At 59.6% G+C, this 24,404-nt stretch carries 18 protein-coding genes; 8 read left to right on the plus strand and 10 right to left on the minus strand.

The window, feature by feature from the left end; translation table 11 throughout:
• Positions 1 to 33 precede the first annotated feature (33 nt).
• Entirely contained in the window at positions 34 to 615 is a 582-nt protein-coding gene (locus AC1DD7_RS05925; protein ID WP_442005263.1) for a histidine phosphatase family protein, read from the minus strand.
• The gene (locus AC1DD7_RS05930; protein WP_477514210.1) at positions 612 to 2,093 is read right to left on the minus strand and encodes a CCA tRNA nucleotidyltransferase; all 1,482 of its coding nucleotides are present in this window, start codon (positions 2,091 to 2,093) and stop codon (positions 612 to 614) included. The genes AC1DD7_RS05925 and AC1DD7_RS05930 overlap by 4 nt, the downstream gene beginning before the upstream one ends.
• 196 nt (positions 2,094 to 2,289) lie before the next feature.
• On the opposite strand from AC1DD7_RS05930, the gene AC1DD7_RS05935 reads away from it, so the two are divergent.
• The 5 genes from AC1DD7_RS05935 (at position 2,290) to trxA (ending at position 8,275) form a co-directional block, all read left to right on the plus strand.
• Positions 2,290 to 2,793 (plus strand): NUDIX hydrolase, encoded by a 504-nt coding sequence (locus tag AC1DD7_RS05935; RefSeq protein WP_216924651.1) that lies wholly within the window; start codon positions 2,290 to 2,292, stop codon positions 2,791 to 2,793.
• A 26-nt stretch (positions 2,794 to 2,819) separates the two neighbouring features.
• Positions 2,820 to 4,883 (plus strand): murein biosynthesis integral membrane protein MurJ, encoded by a 2,064-nt coding sequence (gene murJ / locus AC1DD7_RS05940; protein WP_477514211.1) that lies wholly within the window; start codon positions 2,820 to 2,822, stop codon positions 4,881 to 4,883.
• Between the two features lie 140 nt (positions 4,884 to 5,023).
• Complete coding sequence (locus AC1DD7_RS05945; protein WP_477514212.1) at positions 5,024 to 6,727, plus strand: ABC transporter substrate-binding protein; 1,704 nt, start codon at positions 5,024 to 5,026, stop codon at positions 6,725 to 6,727.
• A gap of 227 nt (positions 6,728 to 6,954) precedes the next feature.
• Positions 6,955 to 7,911 carry a thioredoxin-disulfide reductase gene (gene trxB, locus AC1DD7_RS05950; RefSeq protein WP_477514213.1) on the plus strand — a complete coding sequence of 319 codons (957 nt, stop codon included), beginning with the start codon at positions 6,955 to 6,957 and terminating at the stop codon, positions 7,909 to 7,911.
• Between the two features lie 37 nt (positions 7,912 to 7,948).
• Positions 7,949 to 8,275: a thioredoxin gene (trxA, locus tag AC1DD7_RS05955; protein WP_216924410.1), complete on the plus strand. Its 327-nt coding sequence runs from the start codon at positions 7,949 to 7,951 to the stop codon at positions 8,273 to 8,275.
• Positions 8,276 to 14,204: 5,929 nt separating this feature from the next.
• Here trxA and AC1DD7_RS05960 read toward each other — a convergent pair.
• From AC1DD7_RS05960 to rpmH, 8 genes are all read right to left on the minus strand, one after another.
• Positions 14,205 to 15,440, minus strand: coding sequence for a ParB/RepB/Spo0J family partition protein (locus AC1DD7_RS05960; RefSeq protein WP_477514214.1), 1,236 nt, complete (start codon positions 15,438 to 15,440; stop codon positions 14,205 to 14,207).
• A gap of 67 nt (positions 15,441 to 15,507) precedes the next feature.
• The gene (locus AC1DD7_RS05965; RefSeq protein ID WP_477514215.1) at positions 15,508 to 16,521 is read right to left on the minus strand and encodes a ParA family protein; all 1,014 of its coding nucleotides are present in this window, start codon (positions 16,519 to 16,521) and stop codon (positions 15,508 to 15,510) included.
• 129 nt (positions 16,522 to 16,650) lie between these two features.
• Complete coding sequence (gene rsmG / locus AC1DD7_RS05970) at positions 16,651 to 17,301, minus strand: 16S rRNA (guanine(527)-N(7))-methyltransferase RsmG (RefSeq protein ID WP_216924406.1); 651 nt, start codon at positions 17,299 to 17,301, stop codon at positions 16,651 to 16,653.
• Positions 17,302 to 17,307: 6 nt separating this feature from the next.
• The gene (locus AC1DD7_RS05975; RefSeq protein WP_309930416.1) at positions 17,308 to 17,859 is read right to left on the minus strand and encodes a Jag family protein; all 552 of its coding nucleotides are present in this window, start codon (positions 17,857 to 17,859) and stop codon (positions 17,308 to 17,310) included.
• Positions 17,859 to 18,833 (minus strand): membrane protein insertase YidC, encoded by a 975-nt coding sequence (yidC, locus tag AC1DD7_RS05980; RefSeq protein WP_477514216.1) that lies wholly within the window; start codon positions 18,831 to 18,833, stop codon positions 17,859 to 17,861. The genes AC1DD7_RS05975 and yidC overlap by 1 nt, the downstream gene beginning before the upstream one ends.
• Positions 18,834 to 18,851: 18 nt before the next feature.
• Positions 18,852 to 19,205 (minus strand): membrane protein insertion efficiency factor YidD, encoded by a 354-nt coding sequence (gene yidD, locus AC1DD7_RS05985; protein ID WP_477514318.1) that lies wholly within the window; start codon positions 19,203 to 19,205, stop codon positions 18,852 to 18,854.
• Positions 19,206 to 19,284: 79 nt separating this feature from the next.
• Positions 19,285 to 19,695 (minus strand): ribonuclease P protein component, encoded by a 411-nt coding sequence (gene rnpA / locus AC1DD7_RS05990; protein ID WP_224165931.1) that lies wholly within the window; start codon positions 19,693 to 19,695, stop codon positions 19,285 to 19,287.
• 41 nt (positions 19,696 to 19,736) lie between these two features.
• Entirely contained in the window at positions 19,737 to 19,874 is a 138-nt protein-coding gene (gene rpmH / locus AC1DD7_RS05995; RefSeq protein WP_011776797.1) for a 50S ribosomal protein L34, read from the minus strand.
• A gap of 463 nt (positions 19,875 to 20,337) precedes the next feature.
• On the opposite strand from rpmH, the gene dnaA reads away from it, so the two are divergent.
• From dnaA to gnd, 3 genes are all read left to right on the plus strand, one after another.
• Positions 20,338 to 21,759 (plus strand): chromosomal replication initiator protein DnaA, encoded by a 1,422-nt coding sequence (dnaA, locus tag AC1DD7_RS06000; protein ID WP_431117351.1) that lies wholly within the window; start codon positions 20,338 to 20,340, stop codon positions 21,757 to 21,759.
• Positions 21,760 to 22,334: 575 nt separating this feature from the next.
• Positions 22,335 to 23,459, plus strand: a complete 1,125-nt coding sequence (gene dnaN / locus AC1DD7_RS06005) for a DNA polymerase III subunit beta (protein ID WP_431117352.1) — start codon at positions 22,335 to 22,337, stop codon at positions 23,457 to 23,459.
• Between the two features lie 42 nt (positions 23,460 to 23,501).
• A complete protein-coding gene (gene gnd, locus AC1DD7_RS06010) occupies positions 23,502 to 24,386 on the plus strand; it encodes a phosphogluconate dehydrogenase (NAD(+)-dependent, decarboxylating) (RefSeq protein ID WP_477514217.1) in 885 nt (294 codons plus the stop codon).
• Positions 24,387 to 24,404: the final 18 nt, after the last annotated feature.

Raw genomic sequence — 24,404 nt, forward strand, 5'->3', positions numbered from 1 at the left:
GCTATTTGGCCAAAGTTTTTCTAAATTCGCGTTTCAGAGGCCCCAACGGACAATCGCCGGCGTCCGCTTATCCCATCCAAGCGTGCAAACTTTGGCAGTTCCAAGAATGAAGTGGCGGCCTTCCCTGGCGTCCATTTCCAGCCAACGCGCTGTGAGAATACGGGAGAAATGCCCGTGTGCCACTACCAGGACATTGTCCATGCCTGACTCCAGGACACGTCCAATGATCTTGTCAGCGCGGGCGGCCACTTCGTCCAGCGTTTCGCCGTTGGGCACGCCATCCGTCCAGATGAGGTAGTCCGGATTGTCCTTGCGGATGAGGTCGGAGCTGACGCCTTCGTAGTCTCCGTAGTTCCATTCCACCGCCAGCGGCTCGTGGACGGCATCGGGAAAACCTGCAAGTTCAGCCGTGCGGCGGGCGCGACGCAGTGGGGAGGTCAGAACGAGGTCGAAGTCGATGCCCTCAAGGACTTTGCGCGCTTCGACAGCCTGCTGCTCACCCTCGACGGTCAAGGGAAGGTCGGTCAGGCCCGTGTACTGGCCGCTCTTGGACCATTCCGTCTCGCCGTGGCGAAGGATCCAAAGTTGCGGACGCGGGGAGATCGCGGCGTTCATGAGGACTCCTTGGTTTCTGCGGCGGTTTCGGTTGAAGGTTCGACGACGGCGGACTCGGGCTGCGCTTCCCACCACGCCAAGAGCTTCTTCTCGGCTTCCTCCGGGGACAGCGGACCGTGTTCCATCCGTTCTTCCAGGAGGAACTTGTAGGCCCTGCCGACGACAGGACCTGGCTTTAGCCCCAGAAGCGCCATAATCTGCGCTCCATCGAGGTCCGGCCGGACAGCCGCCAACGATTCCTGTTCCAAGAGCGCAGAGATTCGATGCTCAAGGTCATCGTAGGCGAAGGACAAGCGGTCGGCCTTGCGCTGGTTACGCGTGGTGACATCGGATCGGGTGAGCCGATGCAGGCGTTCCAGCAGCGGACCGGCATCGGTCACGTACCGGCGGACGGCAGAATCCGTCCAGCCAGCGTCTCCATAGCCATAGAACCGCATGTGCAATTCGACCAGGCGGGACACGGCTTTGATCGACTCGTTGTCAAAGCGCAACGCCTTCATTCGCTTGGCCGTCAGCTTGGCGCCCACAACATCGTGATGCCTGAAGCTCACCGCGCCGCCCGGTTCGAACCGGCGCGTAGCCGGCTTGCCGACGTCGTGCATCAACGCAGCGAACCGAAGCACAAAGTCCGGCCCTGGTACGGGACCGTCGGCGCCGGTTTCCAGTGAAGCAGCTTGTTCGAGGACCTGCAGGGAGTGCTGATACACGTCTTTGTGGCGGTGGTGTTCATCGGCTTCCAGGCGAAGCGCGGATACCTCAGGAAGGACAAACTCAGCCAGCCCGGTATCCACCAGGAGATCGATACCCACGCGCGGGTGCGCGCCGTTAATCAGTTTGACGAGTTCATCGCGGACCCGCTCGGCGGAGATGATCTTGATGCGGTCGGCCATCTGGGACATTGCGAGCCGGACGTCGTCGTGAACCGACACGCCAAGCTGGGACGCGAAACGAGCCGCCCGCATCATGCGCAGGGGGTCATCAGAGAAGGACGCCTCAGGCGCGCCGGGAGTGGCGAGTTCGGAGGCGTGGAGGTCCCGGACGCCACCGAAAGGGTCCACCAGCTCCAGGCTCGGCAGGCGCAGGGCCATGGCGTTGATGGTGAAGTCGCGGCGCAGCAAGTCCTCCGTCAAGGAGTTGCCAAAGGCCACTACGGGCTTACGCGAGTCGGGATCGTACGCCTCGGCGCGGTAGGTGGTGACTTCGATCTGGAAGCCGTTCTTCTTCATCCCGATCGTGCCGAAAGCCCGTCCGATTTCCCAAAAGTTGTCTGCCCACTTCTTGATGACGGAGATCGTCTGATCGGGCGTCGCGTCTGTGGTGAAGTCCAGGTCCGGGGAGGTCCTCCCCAGGAAAAGGTCGCGCACAGGTCCACCAACCAAGGACAGCTCGAAGCCGGCGTCGACAAAGCGCTGCCCGAGATCGAGCACCACCGGATCGATGGTGAAGTTAACTGAAGAGCTGTCCAATACGTGCGCCATAGTTCCTTAAGCTTGGCAGATTTTTCCGCAGCATTGGGCCAGAGTTGCATCCGAAAACCAGCGGACCCGTAACGCGTGTCTCCTGCAGTCCATCTTGCGGCCATGTCCCGGTCATCACTCGAGGGCAAGAGTCGTTAGAGTGGACCTCATGGCCAACCCGATCCCGAGCGCTCCTGGCAGGAGGACAAACGCACCGTTGCCGTCGGCAATCGGCGCCCACGTCGCGCCTGCCCCGCAGCACCCGGTCCAGGCCTCGCTTCCCACTGTGGAGGAAGTGTCTGCGGGTGGCGTCGTAGTAGACACGTCCGACGGCGAACTCCGGGTCGCGATTATCGCCCGCCTTAATAGGGGTGGCCGGCTTGAATGGTGCCTGCCCAAGGGCCATCCGGAAGGCCGGGAGAACAACGAGGAAGCTGCCGTTCGCGAGATCGCCGAGGAAACCGGCATCGAGGGTAACATCCTGGCGCCCCTGGGCAGCATTGACTACTGGTTCACTGTGAGCGGCCACCGGGTCCACAAAACCGTCCACCATTTCCTGCTCCGGGCCACTGGCGGCGAACTCACCATCGAGAATGACCCGGACCAGGAGGCGGTGGACGCCGCATGGGTGCCGATCCAGGAATTGGCGCGCAAATTGTCCTTCCCAAATGAACGCCGCATCGCCGATTTGGCACGGGAAGTGCTTCCCGAACACCTCTGACCCGGCTACATGGGACGATAAGGGCGATGTCTGAAGCCAAAACTACCCAGTCCGTTCAATCCGGAGAAGCACGTTCCAGCGCCATCATGGCCGCCGGAACGTTGGTTTCCCGGTTCCTTGGCTTCGCCAAAACGTGGATGCTCGGCGCTGCACTCGGCCTGGGTTCAACGGTCAATGACACGTTCATCAATGCGAACAACCTTCCCAACCTGATCTTCCTGTTAGTGGCTGGCGGCGTGTTCAACGCCGTCCTGGTCCCACAGATCATTAAGGCCAGCAAGGGTGCGGACAGCGGCGCCGATTACATCAGCCGACTCCTCACCCTGGCTGTGTTGGTGCTGCTGGCGCTGACGGCCCTTGTCACACTGGCCGCGCCCATCGTCATCGACCTAACGACCCAAGGCTACTCGGAACAGCAGAAGGCCCTGGCGGTCACTTTCGCCTTCTGGTGCCTTCCACAGATCTTCTTCTACGGCCTTTACGCACTCCTTACACAGGTCTTGAATGCGCACGGTGCGTTCGGACCCGCCATGTGGGCTCCCATCCTGAACAACGTGGTGGCCATCGCCGGCCTGGGCATGTTCATCTGGATCCTGGGAGCCAACTACACCAATCCGCACACACTCGACAATTGGGGACCAACCCAGACATTCCTGATTGCCGGGTTCTCCACATTCGGGGTGATCGCCCAAACCGCCATCCTGCTGATTCCCGTCATGAGGCTGAAACTGGGCCTGCGGCCCCGTTTCGGGTGGCGCGGCGTTGGACTGGGCCAGGCAGCCAAGTTGAGCGTGTGGACGTTGCTGACCGCCGCCGTCGGGCAGTTGGCCTTCCTGTACGTCATGAAAATTGCCACGATTCCCGGTGCCGAACGGCTCCGGCTGGACAATTCAGGCCAGACCACAGCGGCCTCCACTCTCCCTGGTAACGCGGTCCTTGAAGTTGCGAGCCAGCTCTACCTGCTGCCGCACTCGATCATTGCGCTGTCGCTGGCCACTGTCCTCTTTAACCGCATGACGCGGGCGTCCCAGGATGGCAACAAAGCCGAACTGCGTGACGCGCTGTCGCATGGACTGCGAACCATGGCTGTCGCAACAGTTTTTGGCGCATTGGCGCTGTTCGCACTGGCTGGCCCGCTGGGCATGTTCTTCTCCGGCGGGAAGCCCCAGGACGGCGTCATGCTGGCCCAGACGCTCACCATCCTGGCGTTGAGCACACCGTTCATGAGCGCAAACTTCATGATGTCGCGCGTGTTTTACGCCAACGAGGACGCCCGCACGCCGCTCTATGTGCAGCTGTTGCTCGCCGTCGTTTATGTGGTGGGCGCGTTTATCATTCAGTTCCTGCCGGTGGGCCAGATTATCTACGCGATCGCTGTCCTCTACACCTCGGGGAACATCCTTTCCGTGGTGATCAGCGTCTGGTTCCTGCGCCGCATGATGGGCCATCTCGATGGCCCCCGGATCGCTAACTCCTACATTCGCATGGGCTATGCGGGCCTTGGTTCTGCGATTGCGGGTGCTCTGGCCCTGTGGCTCCTGGGCAGCTACCGTGCCGACGGTTTCGCGTGGAGCAGCCGGCCGGCGGCCTTGGTGACCGTGGTCGTCGTCGGGCCCGTCATGCTGGTGGCTTATCTGCTCCTGCTTCGCGTCTTCCACGTCACCGAGCTGCGGGATCTCATGCGCCCGCTGATGGGCCGCTTTGGCCGCGGCGCACCTGCCGTGACGGGGGCCGCTGCTGAACCCACGACGGCGGCACGCGCCACGGTCTCGGACGATACCGGTCTGATTCCGCGCATCTCGGGCGAGTTCGATGCAACTTCCTTCAGGGCCGGCCCGGCACTTGAGCCGGAGCCCGCCGCCGAGGCTCCAGCCAAAACTTCAGACTTTTCTGACACCTCCGGCTCTGAAGAACCGCACACGAACTATCTGCCGGATGAGGACGTACCGAGCACGGCCAAGGGAGGAAGGTTCCACCCGCAGGTCCCGTTGCCAGGCAGGCGAACCTACCAAGGCGACCCCGGCCAAAATCCCTACTTTCCCGCCAACGGGGGCGCCGGACAGCACACCAGGCAGAAGCGGAAGAAGTGAACCGGTGGCGCCAACATGGGCGGCGGGCGCCAATCGGCTAGGCTAGAAATGAATACAGGTAGTTGCAAAAGCGGTACAACCGGCTCGCCGGGCGGACCGCGTGCAGGACCCGCAGCTCCCGGACAGCCTAGGAGGAACACGTGTCCCACCCGATCGACGTCGGATCAGTGCTTGGCGGCCGCTATAAGGTCACGGCCACCGTATTGACCTCGCATGACCAAGATCTGGTGCTCGACGGCGTGGACCAGGTCCTCAACCGCCCCGTCAGCATCCTCGTTGCCGGTCCCGGAAACGCCGAGCAGGTAGCACAGAGCGCCCGCGAAGTCGCCACGGGGGAGCGCCCTGGCCATGTCCAGATCCTGGACCTCGGAGTCAGCGACAACACCACGTACCTGATCACCAACCACAGCACTGCGCCGGACCTCTTGGATCTGGTAGTCGCAACCCACCCCCCGTACGTGGAACCGTTCTTCACGGAAACCCTCGGCAGTGAGATCTTCGGGCAGCCCCGCACCTACGAGCCCGAAACCTATGACGGCCTCTACGAGGACGATGAGCACGAAGCCGAGTACATCCAGTACGACGAAAATGGCTACCCGGTCCAATCGGAATCGGATGCTTCCCACGAAGCGCCAGCCACGCAGGCCAGCAACCTTCCGCCCATGCCTTCATCCAGCCCGTCATCGGCCAGGGGTGGTCTCGCGGGGAAGCTCGCTGCTGCTGCGGCCGGCGCCGGGGCAGCAGGAGTTGCTGCCGCTGCCGCGCTGAAGAACGCCGGATCCAAGAACCACGACGCCGGGGCTTCCGGTGACGGGGGTTCCGCTGCCGGTGCCCGTGCCGGTGCTACTACGGGAAGCCAGCCGCGGACGCAAGCTGTACAGTCGCCGTCGTCCGGAGCTTCGCCTGCTACCACGCCCGTTGCCCCGGTTCAGCCGCCTACCCAAGCCGTCACCTCGCAGCCTGTGGCTTCACAATCTGTGAACCCGCAGCCCGCACCGACTCGCGAGCCTGCCGGCGAACCAAAGGTTTCCCTCTGGTCTGAAGAGGACTACGGCCTCGCTGCCGGTGGCGCGTCTCAAGCCACGGGAGGTAGCTCAGACCCGGGTTACGATCGTGCTCCTACCAGTTTCCCGGCGTCGGCCGCTGCCACTGAAGATTACGAGGATGAAGAGGTCTACGAGGACGAAACCCCGGAACGCGAGCCGCGCTCCATGCGTTGGCTCGTAGGCGGTCTCCTTGCTGCCGTGTTGATCGTGGGCCTTGTCCTGGCGGTCACCAACCTGGGAAGCCTCCTGCCGAGCGGCGCTCCGGCGGCCTCAAACAAAACAACGGCCTCATCGCCATCAGCGGGCACCGAATCCGAGCAACCGACGCCCAGCGAGACCGCTGCTCCCGCAACGCCTCCGGCCATCGATGGCATTACGCGCCTCGGCGATTTCCCGTTCGCTGCATCGTTCGACAAAGACCTTCCCAAAGCATTTGATGGGAACCCGGCCAGTTACTGGTCCGACATGGAGTTCGCTTCCGCCAACTGGGGTGGACTCTCGGGTGAGATGCCCTTGGTCGTGAAGCTCAAGCAGCCCACAGAGGTCAAGTCAGTGGTGCTGAACCAATTGGGCGGATCAGGTGGAAGCATCAGCGTCTACACCAACGATCGCCCCGCAATGGACGGCGCCAAGCTCGTGGGCACCAACAGCTTCACGTCCCCGGAACTGACGATGCCGCTGGCTGCGCCCACCCAGACCCAGTACGTCATAGTGGTCATCAAGACACTGCCTAAACTTGCTGCCCCCAAGACACAGTTCGGATTTGGTCTGCGCTTGGCCGAGGTCACGGTCCAGTAGTTCCGTTTTCGGTGCGCTTACCCAACTAGGTAGCAGGCTTTGTGACTGATGTGGCCCCCAGTCATCCGGCGTCCCCGCTTCGATGCGCCACGCCTCCAGACGGTACCCTGAATGATGGCGGGTTTTTGGCCCTCCAAATCCAACGGAATATTTGGACCGTTGCAGGGGTTGAGTCAGGTGGCTGCCCCGAAAGCCGCAGCATCGACTAAGGAAGAGGTTCACGCCACGTGAGCATTGCAGAAAACAGCGCATCGCAGGTGCGTGACGTCATCATCGTAGGTTCAGGCCCCGCCGGTTACACAGCCGCCGTTTACACCGCCCGCGCCAACATGAAGCCTCTGCTCATTGCCGGCTCCGTCACTGCTGGTGGCGAATTGATGAACACCACGGACGTGGAAAACTACCCGGGCTTCCCCGATGGCATCATGGGTCCAGATCTCATGGAAAACTTCGAGAAGCAGGCGGCCCGCTTCGGCACCGAGATTCTTTTCGAGGATGTCACCGAATTGAATCTCGACGGCGACATCAAGTCGGTCACCATCGGCACGGGAGAGACCTTCCAAGCGAAGGCGATCATCCTGTCCACCGGTTCGGCCTACCGCGAGCTTGGACTTGAGAACGAAAAGCGCTTGTCGGGTCACGGCGTTAGCTGGTGTGCAACCTGCGACGGTTTCTTCTTCAAGGATCAGGACATCGCAGTCATCGGTGGTGGCGACTCCGCCATGGAAGAAGCGCTCTTCCTTACCAAGTTCGCCAAGTCCGTCACAGTAATCCACCGCCGCGATACGCTCAAGGCTTCAAAGATCATGGGTGACCGTGCCCAGGCTCACGAGAAGATCAACTTTGTCTGGAACACGGCTGTGGAAGATGTCCTCGGCGGTGACAAGGTCACCGGCCTGAAGCTGAAGAACCTAGTGGACGGCACCGAGTCCGAACTCGCAGTCACTGGCGTGTTCGTGGCCATCGGCAACGACCCCCGCACGGATCTCATCAAGGGCAAGGTTGATCTGACCCCCGAGGGGACCATCGCCGTAGAAGGCCGTAGCTCCCGGGCCAACATCAAGGGTGTCTTCGCCGCAGGCGACGTCATCGACCCCACCTACCGCCAGGCCATCACAGCCTCGGGTTCCGGTTGTGTGGCTGCCCTCGACGTCGAGCACTACCTCGCAGACCTGAATTCCTGAGCTTCACCAGACCAGCAACCATACGAAGGGAAAAGTTATGAGCAACGCTAAAGACGTAACTGACGCAAGCTTCAGCACGGACGTCCTGGCTTCCGAGAAGCCGGTCATCGTGGACTTCTGGGCAGAGTGGTGCGGACCCTGCCGCAAGCTCGGCCCGATCCTCGACGAGATCTCCGTTGAATACGGCGAGAAGGTTGACGTCGTGAAACTCAACGTCGACGACAACCCTGCCATCGCCGCCGAGTACGGCATCACCTCCATCCCGGCTGTGTACCTGTTCAGCGGGGGAGAAGTGAAGAGCACGGTCATCGGCGCCAAGCCGAAGCAGTTCTTCGAAAAGGAATTCGCGGACGTCTTGTCCTAGGTTCCCCTTAAGTTAGTCAGCGAAAGCCGGCGGCAGTCCCTCCTCAAGGAGTGGGCGGTCGCCGGCTTTTTTGCATCTAACTATTTTGCACCCAATAGAGTTTGTTTTTATCGGTCTGGTTGCGCCAATCGCCTTGCGCGTCCGCCGAACTCCTCGATGCGTCTTCCCCTTACCTCGGGTAGGCAATCACGGACCCTCTCTCACATCCTCACCCCTCCCGCCACACCCTCTCTCACATCCCCACCCCCCTCCCACCCGTCCCTCTCTCACATCCCCACCCCCTCCCGCCACACCGTCTCTCACATCCTGACGCGTTCCGCCACACCCTCTCTCACATCCTGACGCGTTCCGCCACACCCTCTCTCACATCCCCACCACCTCCGGCCAACTGGACCATGGAGTACGTCGTCCGTGGCGAGAGATGAGCCCGGTTGGACGTTTCTCCTGGGGTCATATTCAAACGGACAAAGACAACTCCGACTCCTGGCGGCAGGTTTCAGCTCACTCTTAGACCGACGGGGAAGTTGCCGTTGATGAATCCATCAGTCGTGCGTGAGCGACTGGATCTGGTGCCACAATGCCTGTGGACTTTGGATATGTTCGCCAAGGCCGGAGGTCTTTTCGATGACAACCTGCCAAGGTCACGCATACAAAACCTTCCGAATCCCCAGCATCGTTTGAATCTGTGACCGCTGCGGTCCTAATCTCGATGGCACCGAGCCTCGTTTCTGAGCTCAATGCCCTCTGCGGAGCCTGCGGTCATGTCACGCAACAGCCGCGAGACTCAGACACTTTAGTGGGGACATTTTCAATTCCTTCCGCTGCTGCTAGTTGCATCGTTCGCCCCGCATATGGAAAGAATTGAGATTTCAAGACGGCGAGTTCATGCTGCTCACGTTCTAAGAAGCGCCCGCACGCGAACTATCGACTGCTTCATCGCTGCCCTCTTCACTTCCAGAGACGCTGCCCTGGAGATGTTTCACGTGAAACGGCTTCGCTTCGGCTTCACTTGTGGTTCCCTCGCCCCCTGACTTACGACCTAAGCCGCGGCTATCCATTGTGGATTCATCATCGGGCTAGGCAGCATCGTTATGTTTCACGTGAAACGCACTCATGCAGCGAGATGAAAATTGATAATTCTACGGATCTAAACTCGGCGTAAGCCGCCTAATAGGGGGACAGTCGCACTAAGAACATAACCGGTGAGTCTTCACGGCATGACAAATAACCAGCCAGAATCGCCGGCGCCCAGGGGGCGATCGACGTTGCCGTGGTTAGCGCAACTTTTGTTTGCTGGCTTCAGACAAGTGCTCCTCTACCTAATGCGGTACCTGAGTGCGAGAATCGGCTACGCGAGTGGAACAGACATCATGCCGCCTGGATATGGTGCCAGCCTCCGGCAAGTATCATCTGTGCTGTTCTTCGTGTGAATATGTATTCCTGGAGGAATAGCTGACTGCGCTCCTCCCAATTGGGAGTAGCCCGAGCGTATGTACATACGCCTGAGAGCGGCAGCCTCACTTCAACACGGTACGTTCCACCGACGAATACCCCGGTCCTTCACGCCAAGCTTTCGTGTGAACCACTCCGGAGGGCAATGGAACCCGAGGCTCGCAAAGTCCGTGCGGGGGCTGAGAAAGCCATACACAGCCCTCCTCTGCCTGGGGCCTCGACCATGGATGCGCGATAATTTGAGGTCTGAGTCAGGCAATACTTCAACTCTCGTGTACAACGCATGAATACCCTCGGTCGAAGTTGGATTCGTGACGGGCATTCGATCTCTGACTGCCGATGGCCATGACAGACTCCGCTCACTGTTCGCCGCGCTCACTGCCGCTCAGCTCGCAGGGAACTCCGCCTCCCGTCCATGTGCCTCGGCAGGCGTAGGCCCCTAGTCCGATTCAGAACAACGATCTCTCCTGATGCGGACATCCGTTTCACGTGAAACATTCGAATCGGTAACTATCAGTTTCAGTGTTTGCATCTTCGGTCCCTTGGCTCTCGTCCTTGTAGCCAAGCTGCGCTGTCGACGCCAGCACCCCCCAATATAGCCCCACATGAACGGAGGCGTCCCAAAGCGCCGTGGGCCGCGGCCACGTACAACAGTGCCGTGGGCAGGGGATAGTGGGGCTCCTCTAAGGACGAGCAGAGGCCCAGGGATGGTGACCCAATCTAACATGAGCCTTCTCCGAGCAAGAATCTCAGCCTGGTCCAATCTGGCGTCAGACGGATGCCCTACAGGCCGTGATTCCTCTTGCGAAGCCCAGGGATTACGGGCCATCTGTAGCGCGGTCCAGACGACTGCCTCCACTCAACGTCGACGAAGCTCAGCAAAGGAGACGGGACTATCGTCGCGAACGAAGTCTTGGCGCTGGAGGCTTGCTACCCTCCTCTATTATCTAAGCCAGGGAATCAGTGGCGCCCGGCAGTACTCGACAGCACTGGGGATTCACTCTCGGGAACCAAGCCTTCGACTTTAGTTCATGGCAACGTCAAGCACGTGGAGAGTGCGCTGTTTCACGTGAAACACGAGCCGAGCCGAAGGGAGATAGTCAGGAACCTGACCGTCCGACTGCATGTTGTCAGGCAGTAAGGCTCACATGCCACCAACCCAAGAACCTGGATGGGCAGATGGCGACCTGCTCCGACGTCAGCACCAATCTTGAGGACTGCGGCACCCAGCCCCGCCCTTCTCAAACCTCCACCCTGGTTCTTCCCTCCCCGGGCGAGTATCGCGAATGCAGTAAGTCGTTGATGCTCTTCTTCTCTGAACTACCAGGGAGTGGCGATACAGCAACCTGCACAGGGCAGCACCTAGTGGTCCCGGGACCAGTGAAAAGCCACCACGCAGGCTACGAATTTCGGTGCGCTCTGCGTAGTCTCCAACGATGTCCTGCACACAGACGTCGGATCAAAGTTACCCCCTACTCGGAGTCGACATTTGAATCTGACCGTTCTGCAGCATCACTCCTCATGGACCGCGAGCCTCCTGTGATGCTGACGCGCCAGTGTAAAGACTGACAGGGAGGCCTTCGGCATCGAACGGGCTGACTCGCTTGCACGGCAGCCGCTTCCTGGGTCACCCTGGATGCCATCTAATCAAGAGGAGGTGCCCAAGCACCATGTCGCGTGGAGACAACAACGAGACATAGGCTGGAAGGGCTGGTCACGATATTCACAAAGTTATCCACAGGCTTATCCACCGGCCACTGGGCAATCCACATATCATTTCGACACCTCCTCGTACGGCTGCTAGCGTTCTCCCAATTTCGGCCCAGGGGTGCGACATCGAAAGCGGTGACCTGATAGGTTTCCCCGCCCGTCCCTAAGTGCGCTAGATTCCCGCAAATCAAAGGGTTTTGTGATCATGTGACATGAAATACACCCGTTCCAGCGGCCTATCGTTTCACGTGGAACATGTGGCAGGAGGTCGGGATGGAGCCGCCCCATCGTAGCTCTTGCTCCCAAGAAATCTGCACGCTTCTGGAAGCGGGCCCGCCCGAACCAACAACAGACTTATCCCCAAAGTTATCCACAGGCTTATCCACTGCCAACATAGTCAAATTCACATGCTCTCTCTGTGCCTGCCTCCGCCAGTAAACGTCCAGCAGACGTTGGACCATGTTTCACGTGAAACAAATAGTCTGCGCCGTTGAGTCCCGGCAACGGCTCAGCTCTGTTCGTTGAGGTTGGTGTTGAAGACGCGGTGGGACTGGACCAGCACAACTCGAACTATGGCCGAGACACGAAGCAGCAACGACCGGATTTAGGGAAACGTACAACATCAGATCTATCGAGTGGCAGGCTAATCAATGGAATCAAGGGGCCGGGGACGGCATCGACCACCAAAACAGCTCGGCGTCCATGACCCGCGGAGCAAGGGCCCCCAGGCTGCACGAGGACGTCAAGGGCTACTCAGGGCCTCCACGTCCTGGTTTGGCTGTGTGCCAGCCGAAGGAAGCGGTCTACTTGGAACAGCCAGAAAGCTCAAATTCCTGCTCTGAACGAAGGGGTAAGGTGGCCAACGAGCACAGCTTCGCCCGTCGGTAGCTCCGGGCCATCGTGCTTCGCAATCACGGCAGGAAGAGCGTCGGCATGAGGGAGACCGAGCAGCGGAGGCTTCTTCCCGACGGCGCGCCGGCCCGCCTGGCCTCCATCGTCCTTCTGGCCTGGCCTCATTGAACATCGGCACCTTCTTCTCTTTTAGGTCCGGGGACTCAGCGGTTCATCTGCATAGTCTGTTCGCCGGACCGGTACAGCGCGAGCAGCAGTGCGTCTGGCTGCCAAATCGACGCAGCAGGCGGAGGAAGAGGACATTCTTGGAGCGCGCCCCGGAGTTAGGACAACATCTTAGATTGACGCGAGAGCTGAAATCCCCAACTTCCGACCCGCCGGTGCGTTGGAGAAATGGGATTGGTTTCGGCGCTACTACCGGTTAGACGCCATCAGACAGCAGGTCAAGGAGCGATAAGGTGAGCCGCATCGCCACTAGCCCGTTGCGTCTCAACACACTACCCAGCTTCAGCTACTGGAACAGAAAGCATCGTTTCGTCACGGGAACCCCGTCGCTGAAATGGATGACTAATCCGTGAAGTAGTGATCTAAGTCAACAGGGAGTCATCTCTCAGAAAGCTCGTCCCGGAGGGGAAACCGATCCTTACCGGCACGTAGAACTCGCCTGTCGTGAAGAGTCCTGGATTCGGCACTCGTCGAGGACACCTCCACCCGATGCGGTGTTCAGACCAACCAAGGGCTCGAATAACATTGTTGTAGTTCGATCAGATGTTCCACCCCGCGCCTCCGTCGATGCCTACCCTCTGCCTCCTTCAATCCGGTACGGACCTGCGCGTTTCACGTGAAACAGTTCAAGGGTCCATGGCCCGGGGATCACATTCTCAGGTGGAACTGGTGGTTCTCTGCATTGCATGTTTCAACTGACGCACCCAGCGTATTGGCTGCCTAGGGGAGGGTGTTCCATCCAACCGGGATTCTGACAGAGGGACAGTTTCACGTGAAACAACGCTAGTCCCAGCAAGACACCGTCGACGCGAGCGACAGGACAAGCGATGGCCGTGCAGAAGACTGCGAAACCGTAAAGTAAAGCCGCTCCAGTGTTCGTAAACACAGCCCAAACGAGAGTTCGAAGCGTTCAATCCAAGGAGTGTTCGTACCCCTCCGCGCTACAGTCGCGGGAACTGTCGACCTGCGTCGAGGCTGTGATGGGGATCCAGCAGTCGAGGCCCCACAGCATCACAGCATCACGGGGTCTGTATTGGATGACTCGCTACCATTTGGCTCGCATCCAGTCGATTGAAGCACCGTCTTCCCTGATTACAGAGAAGAAATTTACGCCTACAAGACTAGAACCATGGGCAGAACGTAGGGCCAAGATTAGGCCTATTTGAATGCTTCCCTACATGCGCGTTTCACGTGAAACATCTCCTATCAAAGAGGCATTGCCATCACCGCACGCCGCGGGGTGATTGTCTTCAAAAGCGCTGCAGAAGGGTCTCAGAACGGGCCCATGCGGACACCAGGGTGTTCCTCAGATGGAGCGCGTCCAAGAGTCTGCAGGCCGCAAATTCCTATCTTCAGGGACGAATCCACACATAGCGTGAACGGAGTACATCAAGCGAAGTCTGTCGTTTGAGATATGCATAGGAGGGGTCGCCTGAGTCGCCGCACGCATCTACCCGAGGCGAAGGAATGGATGATCTATTTTCCGTACCGCAAACCTTGATGCGACCCGAAGCCAGCATCCTCGGCCGCCTTGAGATTACCTCTGCCATGTTTCACGTGAAACCACACACACGAATGAGCGGCCTGAGCCCCAAGGCATAACGAACTTTGCTGGGAACAACAAGACGCTTCTGGACACAAAAATGGGGCTTGCCCACAAGGCAAACCCCATTCAGTTGGTCAGGAAAAACTAGTCTTCAGAGCCTGGTCCCAAAACATCCATAATTCGGTTGAGATCCTCTACGCTGGCAAATTCGATGCTGACGCGGCCCTTGCGAGCACCCAGGGTAATCTTCACGTTCGTATCTAAGCGGTCGGACAGCGAGGAGGCCAGGTAGTCCAGTCGCTCGTGCCGGGCGTTGGGCTTTGGAATAGCACTCTTGGCCGGCGCGGTTGGGTCCTGGTACAGGGCTACGGCTTCTTCAGTGGCCCGGACAGACATACCTTCAGCGACGATCTTCTGCGCAAGGCGCTCCATGGCGGCCGCATCCGGCAACGCCAAGAGAGCCCGCGCATGGCCTGCTGACAACACGCTGGCTGCCACACGACGCTGCACCAACGGTGGAAGCTTCAAGAGACGCAGTGTATTTGATACCTGAGGACGGGACCGACCAATGCGATCGGCCAGCTGCTCATGCGTAGTTCCGAAGTCTTCCAGGAGCTGCTGGTAGGCGGCTGCCTCTTCCAACGGGTTCAGCTGGCTACGGTGCAGGTTCTCCAGCAACGCGTCTCTAAGAAGATCATCGTCAGTGGTGTCACGTACGATGGCGGGGATTGTTTCCAGCCCAGCGGCTTGGACTGCACGCCAGCGGCGCTCACCCATAACCAACTCGTACGGTTCTCCACCCTTTTCGGTTGAAGTACGTACAACAATTGGCTGGAGGACTCCGATTTCTTTGACGGAGTGCACCAGCTCAGCCATGTCGTCTTCATCGAAGACAGATCGAGGCTGCTTGCGGTTGGGATGAATGTCCGTTACCGGTATTTCAGCGAATCTCGCCCCCGGAACTTCAACCAACTCCACCTCGGGTGGAGTAGGTCCAGCTGGAGCGGAAGACGCCGTCGAACTCGTCTCTGCACCTGCGGTCTTCACCGAGGTAGATGAAGAGCGCTTAGTGGATGGCTTGGATGCCGGGACCTTCGGGTCGCTGGACTTGCTTGCAGCAGATGCCGTGGAAGCGGACTGGGATGCTTCCTTCGCAGCGCCGCCACGCGAACCGCCGGCTCCACTCGACGTCGCAGAGTCGGCCGTAGGTGCAGGAGCCGTCGCATCGGGCGCTTCCACCGGCTCTGCTGTCTTCCGGGCTTCCGGAAAGAACAGATCCACTGGGCGGGAGGGCGCAGCGCCGTTTCCCTGGGCAGCCGCGGGCGAGCTAGGAATGAGAGCCCCAAGACCCCTGCCGAGGCCCCTTCGCTTTTCGCTCATTGATTCATCCCTCCGATGGAATAGCCGAGTGCGGACCCGCACAGGCTGTTGCAGTGTTTCAAGAATTCTAGCGTTCAGCGATTTCGGCAGCGGCTTCCATGTAGGACAACGCGCCGCTCGATGAAGGATCATAGGTCATGACAGTCTGCTGGTAGCTCGGCGCTTCAGAGATGCGTACCGAGCGGGGAACCACAGCACCTAGAACCTGCTCAGGGAAGTGTTGGCGAACTTCGGAGGCCACCTGTGCTGCGAGGTTGGTCCGACCGTCATACATGGTCAGGAGAATCGTCGAAACCTCCAGGTCAGCGTTGAGGTGCTTCTGGATCATCTCAATGTTCTTCAGGAGCTGGCTCAAGCCCTCCAAGGCGTAGTACTCGCACTGGATCGGAATCAGGACCTCGCTGGCGGCGCAGAAAGCATTGACAGTCAGCAGGCCAAGGCTGGGAGGGCAGTCGATGAAGATGAAGTCCAAACGTGCCTCACCATTTTTCTCCCGCTCCTTGGAGTAGACGTCGATGGCGCGGCGAAGCCTCTGTTCACGGGCCACCAATGAAACCAACTCGATTTCGGCGCCCGCCAAGTGGATGGTCGCAGGGGCGCAGATGAGGTTGGGAATGTCAGGGCACGGAGCCACTACATCTTTCAACGGAAGATCGTTGATCAGGACGTCGTAGATGCTGTCCACATCTGCGTGATGCTCAATGCCCAAGGCTGTAGAGGCATTTCCCTGGGGATCGATGTCAATCACCAGGACGTTGAGGCCTGCAGACGCCAGAGCAGCCGCGATGTTGACGGTGGTGGTCGTCTTGCCAACGCCACCCTTCTGATTGGAGACCGTGAAAATCCGGGTCCGATCAGGTTTAGGGAGTTCACGTCCAATCAGCCGCTCGCGTCGACGCGTCTCATTGGCCAGTTGGCGAGCGATAGGGCTCGAATCATCGATGGAGTCCATCACGTTGTGAACCTCATCCGTCAGCGTTTCACGTGAAACGGCAGCATTATCAACTGAATTCGTTCGCACAATGGCAGATTGAAGTGACGCCGAGGGTGTGGCCATGGCCCGCGCGGACCCCAAGGACATAAAGGGGGGGATCCGTTGCGTGGAGGTTTCGCTACTGCCCACTGGTCACACTCTCACTCTCATTCGGCGCTTGCTGCCGTTCTCTAGCCTAACTGCTCAGCCGCCGACACGCGGGAAACCGAGCGGTGACTAGCCCGTCTTTCCGGGCTTGTTGACGATGATCCTCACCACGGTGGTGGGTTCCTCCAAAAGCTCCTGTCCACAAACAACAACGGACGTTTCCACGCCGCCAAGTTTACGGATGACCTTCTTGGCCTTCTCAATTTCTTCGGCAGCGCTGCGACCCTTGATAGCCACAACCTCCCCCTTGCCATTCAGCAGGGGGATAGTCAGGCCCGCCAGGTTGGAAAGAGCGGAAACTGCGCGTGCCGTAACTACGTCCGCATCCACCAATCCCACGGCCAGTTCAGCGCGGGTTCGCATAATGGTCACATTGTCCAGGCCAAGGTCGTCCACGACTTCCTGAAGCCAGATGACCCGACGCTCCAGAGGTTCAATCAGAGTCAATTCAAGGTCTGGACGGGCAATTGCAAGGCACAGGCCAGGAAGTCCGGCACCGGATCCAACGTCTGCCACGTGGCTGTCCATGGCAATGGCTGACTCGATGACTGCACAGTTCAGGACGTGGCGGCTCCACAAGCGGGGGATCTCACGAGGACCGATCAGGCCACGTTCGGTCCCGGACGTAGCCAGATGTTCTACATAGCGCTTGGCGAGATCCAGGCGCTCTCCGAAGATCTTCTCTGCTGCCTGCAGTTCTGTTGCGGTAATTTCAACCATGAGCCGCTAGTCAGCCGAGACCACGATGTGACGGCCAGCGCCCTCGCCCTCGGATTCGGAGACGAATCCGAGATCAGCGACGGCGTCGTGAACGATCTTGCGCTCATAGGCGCTCATCGGTTCCAGTGCAACGGTCCCACCGGATTCCTTGACCTTGGCAACGGCGTCTTCGGCGATCTGCTGAAGCACGCCGGCACGTTCCTTGCGGTAGCCGTTGATGTCCAATACCAAACGGGACCGGCTTTCAGTCGCCGAAAGGACGGACAGACGGGTCAGTTCCTGCAGCGCTTCGAGAACTTCGCCGTCCCGGCCTACGAGGCTATCCAGGGCAGCGGACTCTTCGTCAGTTCCGATGGAGATGTAGGTACGGCCATTCCGGACCTCAATGTCAATGTCGCCATCAATGTCAGCGATATCAAGAAGTTCCTCGAGGTAGTCGGCAGCAATGTCGCCTTCCTCTTCGAGGCGGCTCGCTGTCTTGGACAGCGACTCTTCCTGCGTGTCGTCCTGCTCCTCGGTCTCGGCGGCAGTTACATCTTCAGTGCTCTCAGCAGACATTACTTCTTCTTCCTGTTCTTACGTTGTGGCTGGACGCGCTGGGCCCTGATCTCGGCCGCAGCAGCAGCCGCGGCAGCCTCGGCGTCGTCGTCCTTCTTCTTTCCACCCAGCAGCGGCGGCAGGCCCTTCGCGGCGCGGCGCTCTTCCAGTGCCCTAGCGGCAGGCGAGCCCGGAGTGGGCATGCGGCGGATAACGAAGAATTGCTGTCCCATGGTCCAGAGGTTGGTGGTGGTCCAGTAAATCAGGACACCGATGGGGAAGTTGATACCACCGATACCGAACACGAGCGGCAGGATGTAGAGCATCATCTTCTGCTGGCGCATGAACGGGCTTGCCAGAGCTTCTTCGGACATGTTCTTGGCCATGATCTGCTTCTGCGTAATGAACTGCGAGGCAGTCATGGCGAGGATCATGATGATGGAGAGGGTCCAGACGGCAACTTCCGTACCAGGTACCCCACCGTGGAGCAACGATGCAGACAGCGGCGCACCAAAGATGCTCGACTGATCGAACTCGATGACCTGTTCGTGGCTCAGCGCGCCAATGCCTTGGCCTGCGTTCTTGGCGGTCGAGATACCAGACAGCACCTGGAACAGCGCGAAGAAGAAGGGCATCTGGATCAGCATGGGCAAACATGCAGAGAACGGGTTGGTGCCGTGCTTCTTGTACAAGGCCATCTGCTCCTGTGCCATGGCCTGGCGGGAGAGCTGATCGGTCTTGCCCTTGTACTTGGTTTGCAGCTTCTTCAAGTCAGGCTGCAGCAGCTGCATGCCCCGCTGGGCTTTGATCTGCTTGACGAACACAGGAATCAGGGCGGCACGGATCACCAACACCAGGCCGATGATGGAGAGGGTCCACGTCCAGCCGTTGGCGGCGGGCATGCCGATGAAGCTCAGCCCGTCATGGAAGCCAACCATGATGACCGACACCAACCACTTGAACGGGAACATGATTGTCCCAAAGAAGTCATCCATAAGATATCCCTATTTTCCTCAGGCCGCAGTGCGGCCTTCTTCATCAGCCTGAGCAGCCAGGAACTGGTCCGGGTTGTTCAGTACAACAATTGTGGGCGTCTGGCCTTCGGGCCAATGACGATGGCCGGCGGGGACATGGTCCACTCCGCCGGCATTCCAAGGATGGCATTTGGCGAGCCTCTTGGCTGCGAGCCAGCTACCCTTCGTGGCGCCGTGCACCGTCACCGCTTCCAGGGCATATGCCGAGCAGGACGGAAAGAACCGGCAAACCTGGCCGTACAGGGGTGAAATGACCTTGCGGTACATCTTCAGCAGGAGAATCAGGATGTTTCGGGGCAGGTCCCAGATGAACTTGCCTACCGCCGCCAACAGGTTCCCGTGGGGAACCTTGCCGGCGGGGTCGCTTAAACCAGCGGGGTCACCTGAGGAAGGAACGACGGCGGTGCTTATGTCATGCACGCGGTGTCCCTTCCCTTGTGGTGCCGTTGTGTTCTGGCGAAGCGCTGCGTGGAACTGATCCACCCAGTCGCTTCGTCGTCACTGCCAATGCGGCGTTGTAATCCGAGAGCAGTTGCTCCCAGCTGGCAGATGCAGCTGCGGGCAGTGCCCGGACCACGACCGCCAGGCCCGTTCCATGCGTATGCAAGGACAGTGCGCCTGCTTCTCTCAGTCTCCTCTTAACGAGGTTCCTGGTCACGGCGTTCCCGACGGCCTTGGAGACAATGAAGCCGATTCGACTCGGCTCCGCGGCCCCAATAGGGGCCGTATATAACACTAAGTTCCGGCGTCCATTGCGGACGCCGGAACGTACAGTTGTTGAAAAGTCGGTAGACGTCCGCAGACGGTTAGGGGTGGCTAGCACCGTCGAACCCGCAAAAAGACCCTGACCGACAAGTCAGTTATTTACGCCGACAGTTCGACGCGGCCCTTGCCGCGACGTGCAGCCAGGATGGCGCGGCCGGCACGGGTGCGCATACGAAGGCGGAAGCCGTGCTTCTTGGCCCGACGGCGGTTATTCGGCTGAAAAGTCCGCTTGCTCACGTTAGTTACTCCAGTGGATCAAAGGTGCGCCCACCCGATCAAAAGGGGAAGAACTGGCCGACGCTAAGTTTTGTATGTGCCTGCCGCCGCTGCCTGCCGCACGATAAACGTACGTCGATGCAACTGATCACAAAAGCGGACACAAAGGACTTCACAACGTTAGGGCAAAAAGGCACCCTCAGTCAAACCGGGAGCCATTCCCACAGCTATCCACAGCTGTGTCAACGGACGCCGCACAGCCTGTGGATGAAGTGGCTCACAAGGCCCAAATCAGAACCACAACGGTGTAATTATCCACAAGCAACTTCCCAGCTATCTTCTAGCGATTCCATCCCCTAGAGTGGCTCAGTAGCCCATTGTCCACCCGCTGTGCATAACTCTGTGGATTAACCCCGGAAACATCGCCAGTCGGAGACCTTCGGCTGCCAGCAACGCCGGCAAGCAAGTATTTAGGAACTGATTGATGACAGTAGACGAAGCCAACCACGCCAATACTGTCGGAAGTTCCTGGCGCAGGGTGCTGAGCCTTCTGGAACAGGACGACCGGGTCACACCCCGCCAGCGCGGTTTCGTCATCCTCGCCCAGGCCCAAGGCCTCATCGGCTCCACGCTTCTGGTCGCCGTTCCCAACGAGCTCACGCGAGAAGTCCTGCAGACGCAGGTCAAGGACGCACTTGACGACGCATTGCGCAGCGTTTTCTCCGATGACATCCGTTGCGCGATCGACGTTGACACCGATCTGGTGCCCATCCACGAAGAGCCGGAACCCGCCGTCGAGCTTTCCGCGATGCCGGACCTGGCCGCAGAGCCGAAGCCTCAGCCGACACCGCCCAGCACCTCACATGAATTCGGCCGGCTAAACCCGAAGTACATCTTCGACACCTTCGTGATCGGTTCCTCCAACCGCTTTGCCCACGCGGCCGCGGTTGCAGTAGCCGAAGCCCCTGCCAAGGCCTACAACCCGTTGTTCATCTATGGCGACTCCGGGCTCGGCAAGACGCACCTGCTTCACGCGATCGGCCACTATGCCCGCCGCCTCTACAGCGGAATCCGCGTACGCTACGTCAACTCCGAAGAGTTCACCAACGACTTCATTAACTCGATCCGCGATGACGAAGGCACCAGCTTCAAGACCACGTATCGAAACGTGGATGTGCTGCTGATCGACGACATCCAGTTCCTGGCGGGCAAAGACCGGACCCAGGAAGAGTTCTTCCACACGTTCAACGCCCTGCACAACGCCAACAAGCAGGTGGTCATTACCTCCGACCAGCCTCCCAAGATGCTGGCGGGCTTCGAAGACCGGATGACCTCACGATTCGAGTGGGGCCTGCTGACGGACATCCAGCCGCCGGAACTGGAAACGCGCATTGCCATCCTCCGCAAGAAGGGCCTCAGCGAAGGATTGTCTGCACCGGACGACGCCCTGGAATACATCGCTTCCAAGATCTCCAGCAACATCCGGGAACTTGAAGGTGCCCTGATCCGCGTCACTGCCTTTGCCAGCCTGAACCGACAGCCGGTGGATGTGGCCCTCGCCGAGATGGTCCTGAAGGACCTCATCACCGACGACGGCGCCCAGGAGATCACCGCGAAGCAGATCCTGGACCAGACGGCTGATTACTTCAAGCTCAGCATGGAAGAGCTTTGCAGCAAGTCCCGTACGCGCACCCTCGTCACTGCGCGACAGATCGCCATGTACCTCTGCCGTGAGCTCACCGACATGTCCTTGCCAAAGATTGGACAGGAGCTCGGCGGACGCGACCACACCACGGTCATCCACGCCGACCGCAAGATCCGTGAGCTGATGGCCGAGCGTCGTGTGATTTACAACCAGGTCACGGAGCTCACAAACCGCATCAAGCAGCAGCAACGGGACTCCTGAATCCACATCCCGCCGCGCACTACATACCTTATTAACAGGTGCGTGTGGATAACCCTGTGGATACTTAAGGGGACAAGCGCGGTTGATGGGCTTAAAACCCTTAAGGCATCTGTGGATCGTCAAAAACCGGGTTGGGAGTTGTCCCCATCCACACCCTGTTTAAAACCCAGTTAACGCACAGTCCATGAACAGGGCTTAACCCCGAAACTGCGCGGCCAGATCCGGTTATCCACAGTTTCCACAGCAGTTATTAACACTACGAATCCCAAAAAATTGAAATCCCTCAAATAACAATCTCGTTCTGCACCCCATCGTCCTGCCAGCGGCAGACCGATCAGCCAGATCATTGGCCAGCCTGCGGCTGTCCACATACGAGGGGTGAGTGCTGCCGGGGATGGGTTAATCGCGGATCTTCCGGCTAAGCTGTCAGCAGCGCTCCCATCCTTGGGTCTGTTTGTAATTCGCTTGAGTGCGGACCATGCAGGTTCCGGTATCGGACAGCAAAGGTTTGGTGGGTTCCAAGCAGGAATCCGCAGCTACTACTTGGCAGCAGCAATGAAAGGCGGCACCCTTCCGTGAAGTTCAGAGTCGACCGCGACGTCCTGGCAGAAGCCGTTACGTGGACCGCGCGGTCGTTGTCTCCGCGGCCGCCCGTACCTGTGCTTTCCGGCCTCCTCCTCAAAGCCGAGGCTGGAACGGTAAGCCTTTCGAGCTTTGACTACGAGACATCAGCCCGTCTGGAGATCCCGGCGGATATCGCCACGGAAGGCACCATTCTGGTATCCGGCCGTCTCTTGGCAGACATTTGCCGAAGCCTGCCTTCGGCTCCCGTGGAAGTTGAGACCGACGGGAGCAAAGTCACCCTCACCTGCCGCCGCAGCAGTTTCCACCTTGCTACGATGCCTGAGGCCGAGTACCCGGCTCTTCCGGCGTTGCCAGCCATCAGTGGCACTTTGCCAGGTGACGCCTTCGCCCAGGCTGTTTCCCAGGTGATCATCGCTGCCAGCAAGGACGACACCCTGCCGATCCTCACCGGCGTGCGCATGGAAATCGAGGATGACATGATCACCCTCCTCGCTACGGACCGCTACCGCCTCGCGATGCGCGAAGTCCCGTGGAAGCCCGTCACTCCAGGCATTTCCACCAGCGCCCTGGTCAAGTCCAAGACCCTGAACGAGGTGGCAAAGACCCTCGGTGGCAGTGGCGACATCAACCTTGCCCTCGCTGACGACGACAGCCGCCTGATCGGCTTCGAAAGCGGAGGCCGCACCACTACGTCCTTGCTGGTGGATGGCGACTACCCCAAAATCCGCTCGCTCTTCCCGGATTCCACCCCCATTCACGCAACGGTCCAAACCCAGGAACTCGTTGAAGCCGTTCGTCGTGTGTCGCTTGTGGCCGAGCGCAACACACCTGTCCGCCTAGCCTTCAGCCAAGGTCTGCTGAACCTCGACGCCGGTACCGGTGAAGATGCGCAGGCCTCCGAAGAACTGGAAGCCCAGCTTTCCGGCGAAGACATCACTGTCGCCTTCAATCCGCACTACCTCGTTGAAGGCCTGAGCGTCATCGAGACGAAATACGTTCGTTTCTCCTTCACCACAGCTCCCAAGCCGGCCATGATCACGGCCCAGGCTGAGGCTGATGGCGAAGACCAGGACGATTACCGCTACCTCGTGATGCCGGTTCGCCTGCCAAACTAGCGATCCGCCACACATCCACTAGCGCAGAAAAGAGTTCAACGCGTGCACATCGGACTGATCGGCCTCGGAAAAATGGGTTTCAACATGCGGGAACGCATGCGGAACGGCGGCATTGAAGTAACTGGATTTGACCGGAATCCCGACGTCACGGACGTCTCTTCCGTGGACGAACTCATCGCTGGCCTGCCCTCCCCGAGGCTCGTATGGGTCATGGTTCCATCGGGCGGGATCACAGACGCGGTCATCACCGAACTCAGCGAAAAGCTCAGCCCTGGTGACTTGGTGATCGACGGCGGCAACTCACGTTTCACCGAGGACCAGAAGCACGCTGCGGCATTGGCCGAGAAGGGAATCCGCTTCGCGGACTGCGGTGTATCCGGTGGCGTGTGGGGATTGCAGAACGGCTACGGCCTGATGGCCGGGGGCGCTGACGAAGACATCGAGCTGGCGTTGCCCGTCTTCGATGCCCTGCGTCCCGAGGGGGAACGAGCCGATAGCTTCGTCCACGTCGGCGGAGTGGGCGCAGGACACTACGCCAAGATGGTGCACAACGGTATCGAGTATGGGCTCATGCAGGCCTATGCCGAAGGTTACGAATTGCTGGCCGCCAAGGACATCGTAAAGGACCTTCCCGGAACCTTCCGCGCTTGGCAAAAAGGGACGGTCGTGCGCTCCTGGCTCCTGGATCTCATGGTCAAAGCACTCGACGAGGACCCGGGTCTGGCCTCGATCGACGACTATGTGGAAGACTCCGGCGAAGGCCGATGGACTGTGGAAGAGGCAATTGCCAACGCTGTCCCGGCGCCGGCTATCACCGCCGCACTGTTTGCCCGGTTCGCTTCGCGCGAAGACAACTCTCCGGCCATGAGGATGGTTTCAGCGTTGCGCCACCAGTTCGGCGGACACGCCACACGTCCGTCCAACTAGGCCGCAGGAGTCCAGCAG

This window comes from Paenarthrobacter sp. 10L412 (genome assembly GCF_056395565.1).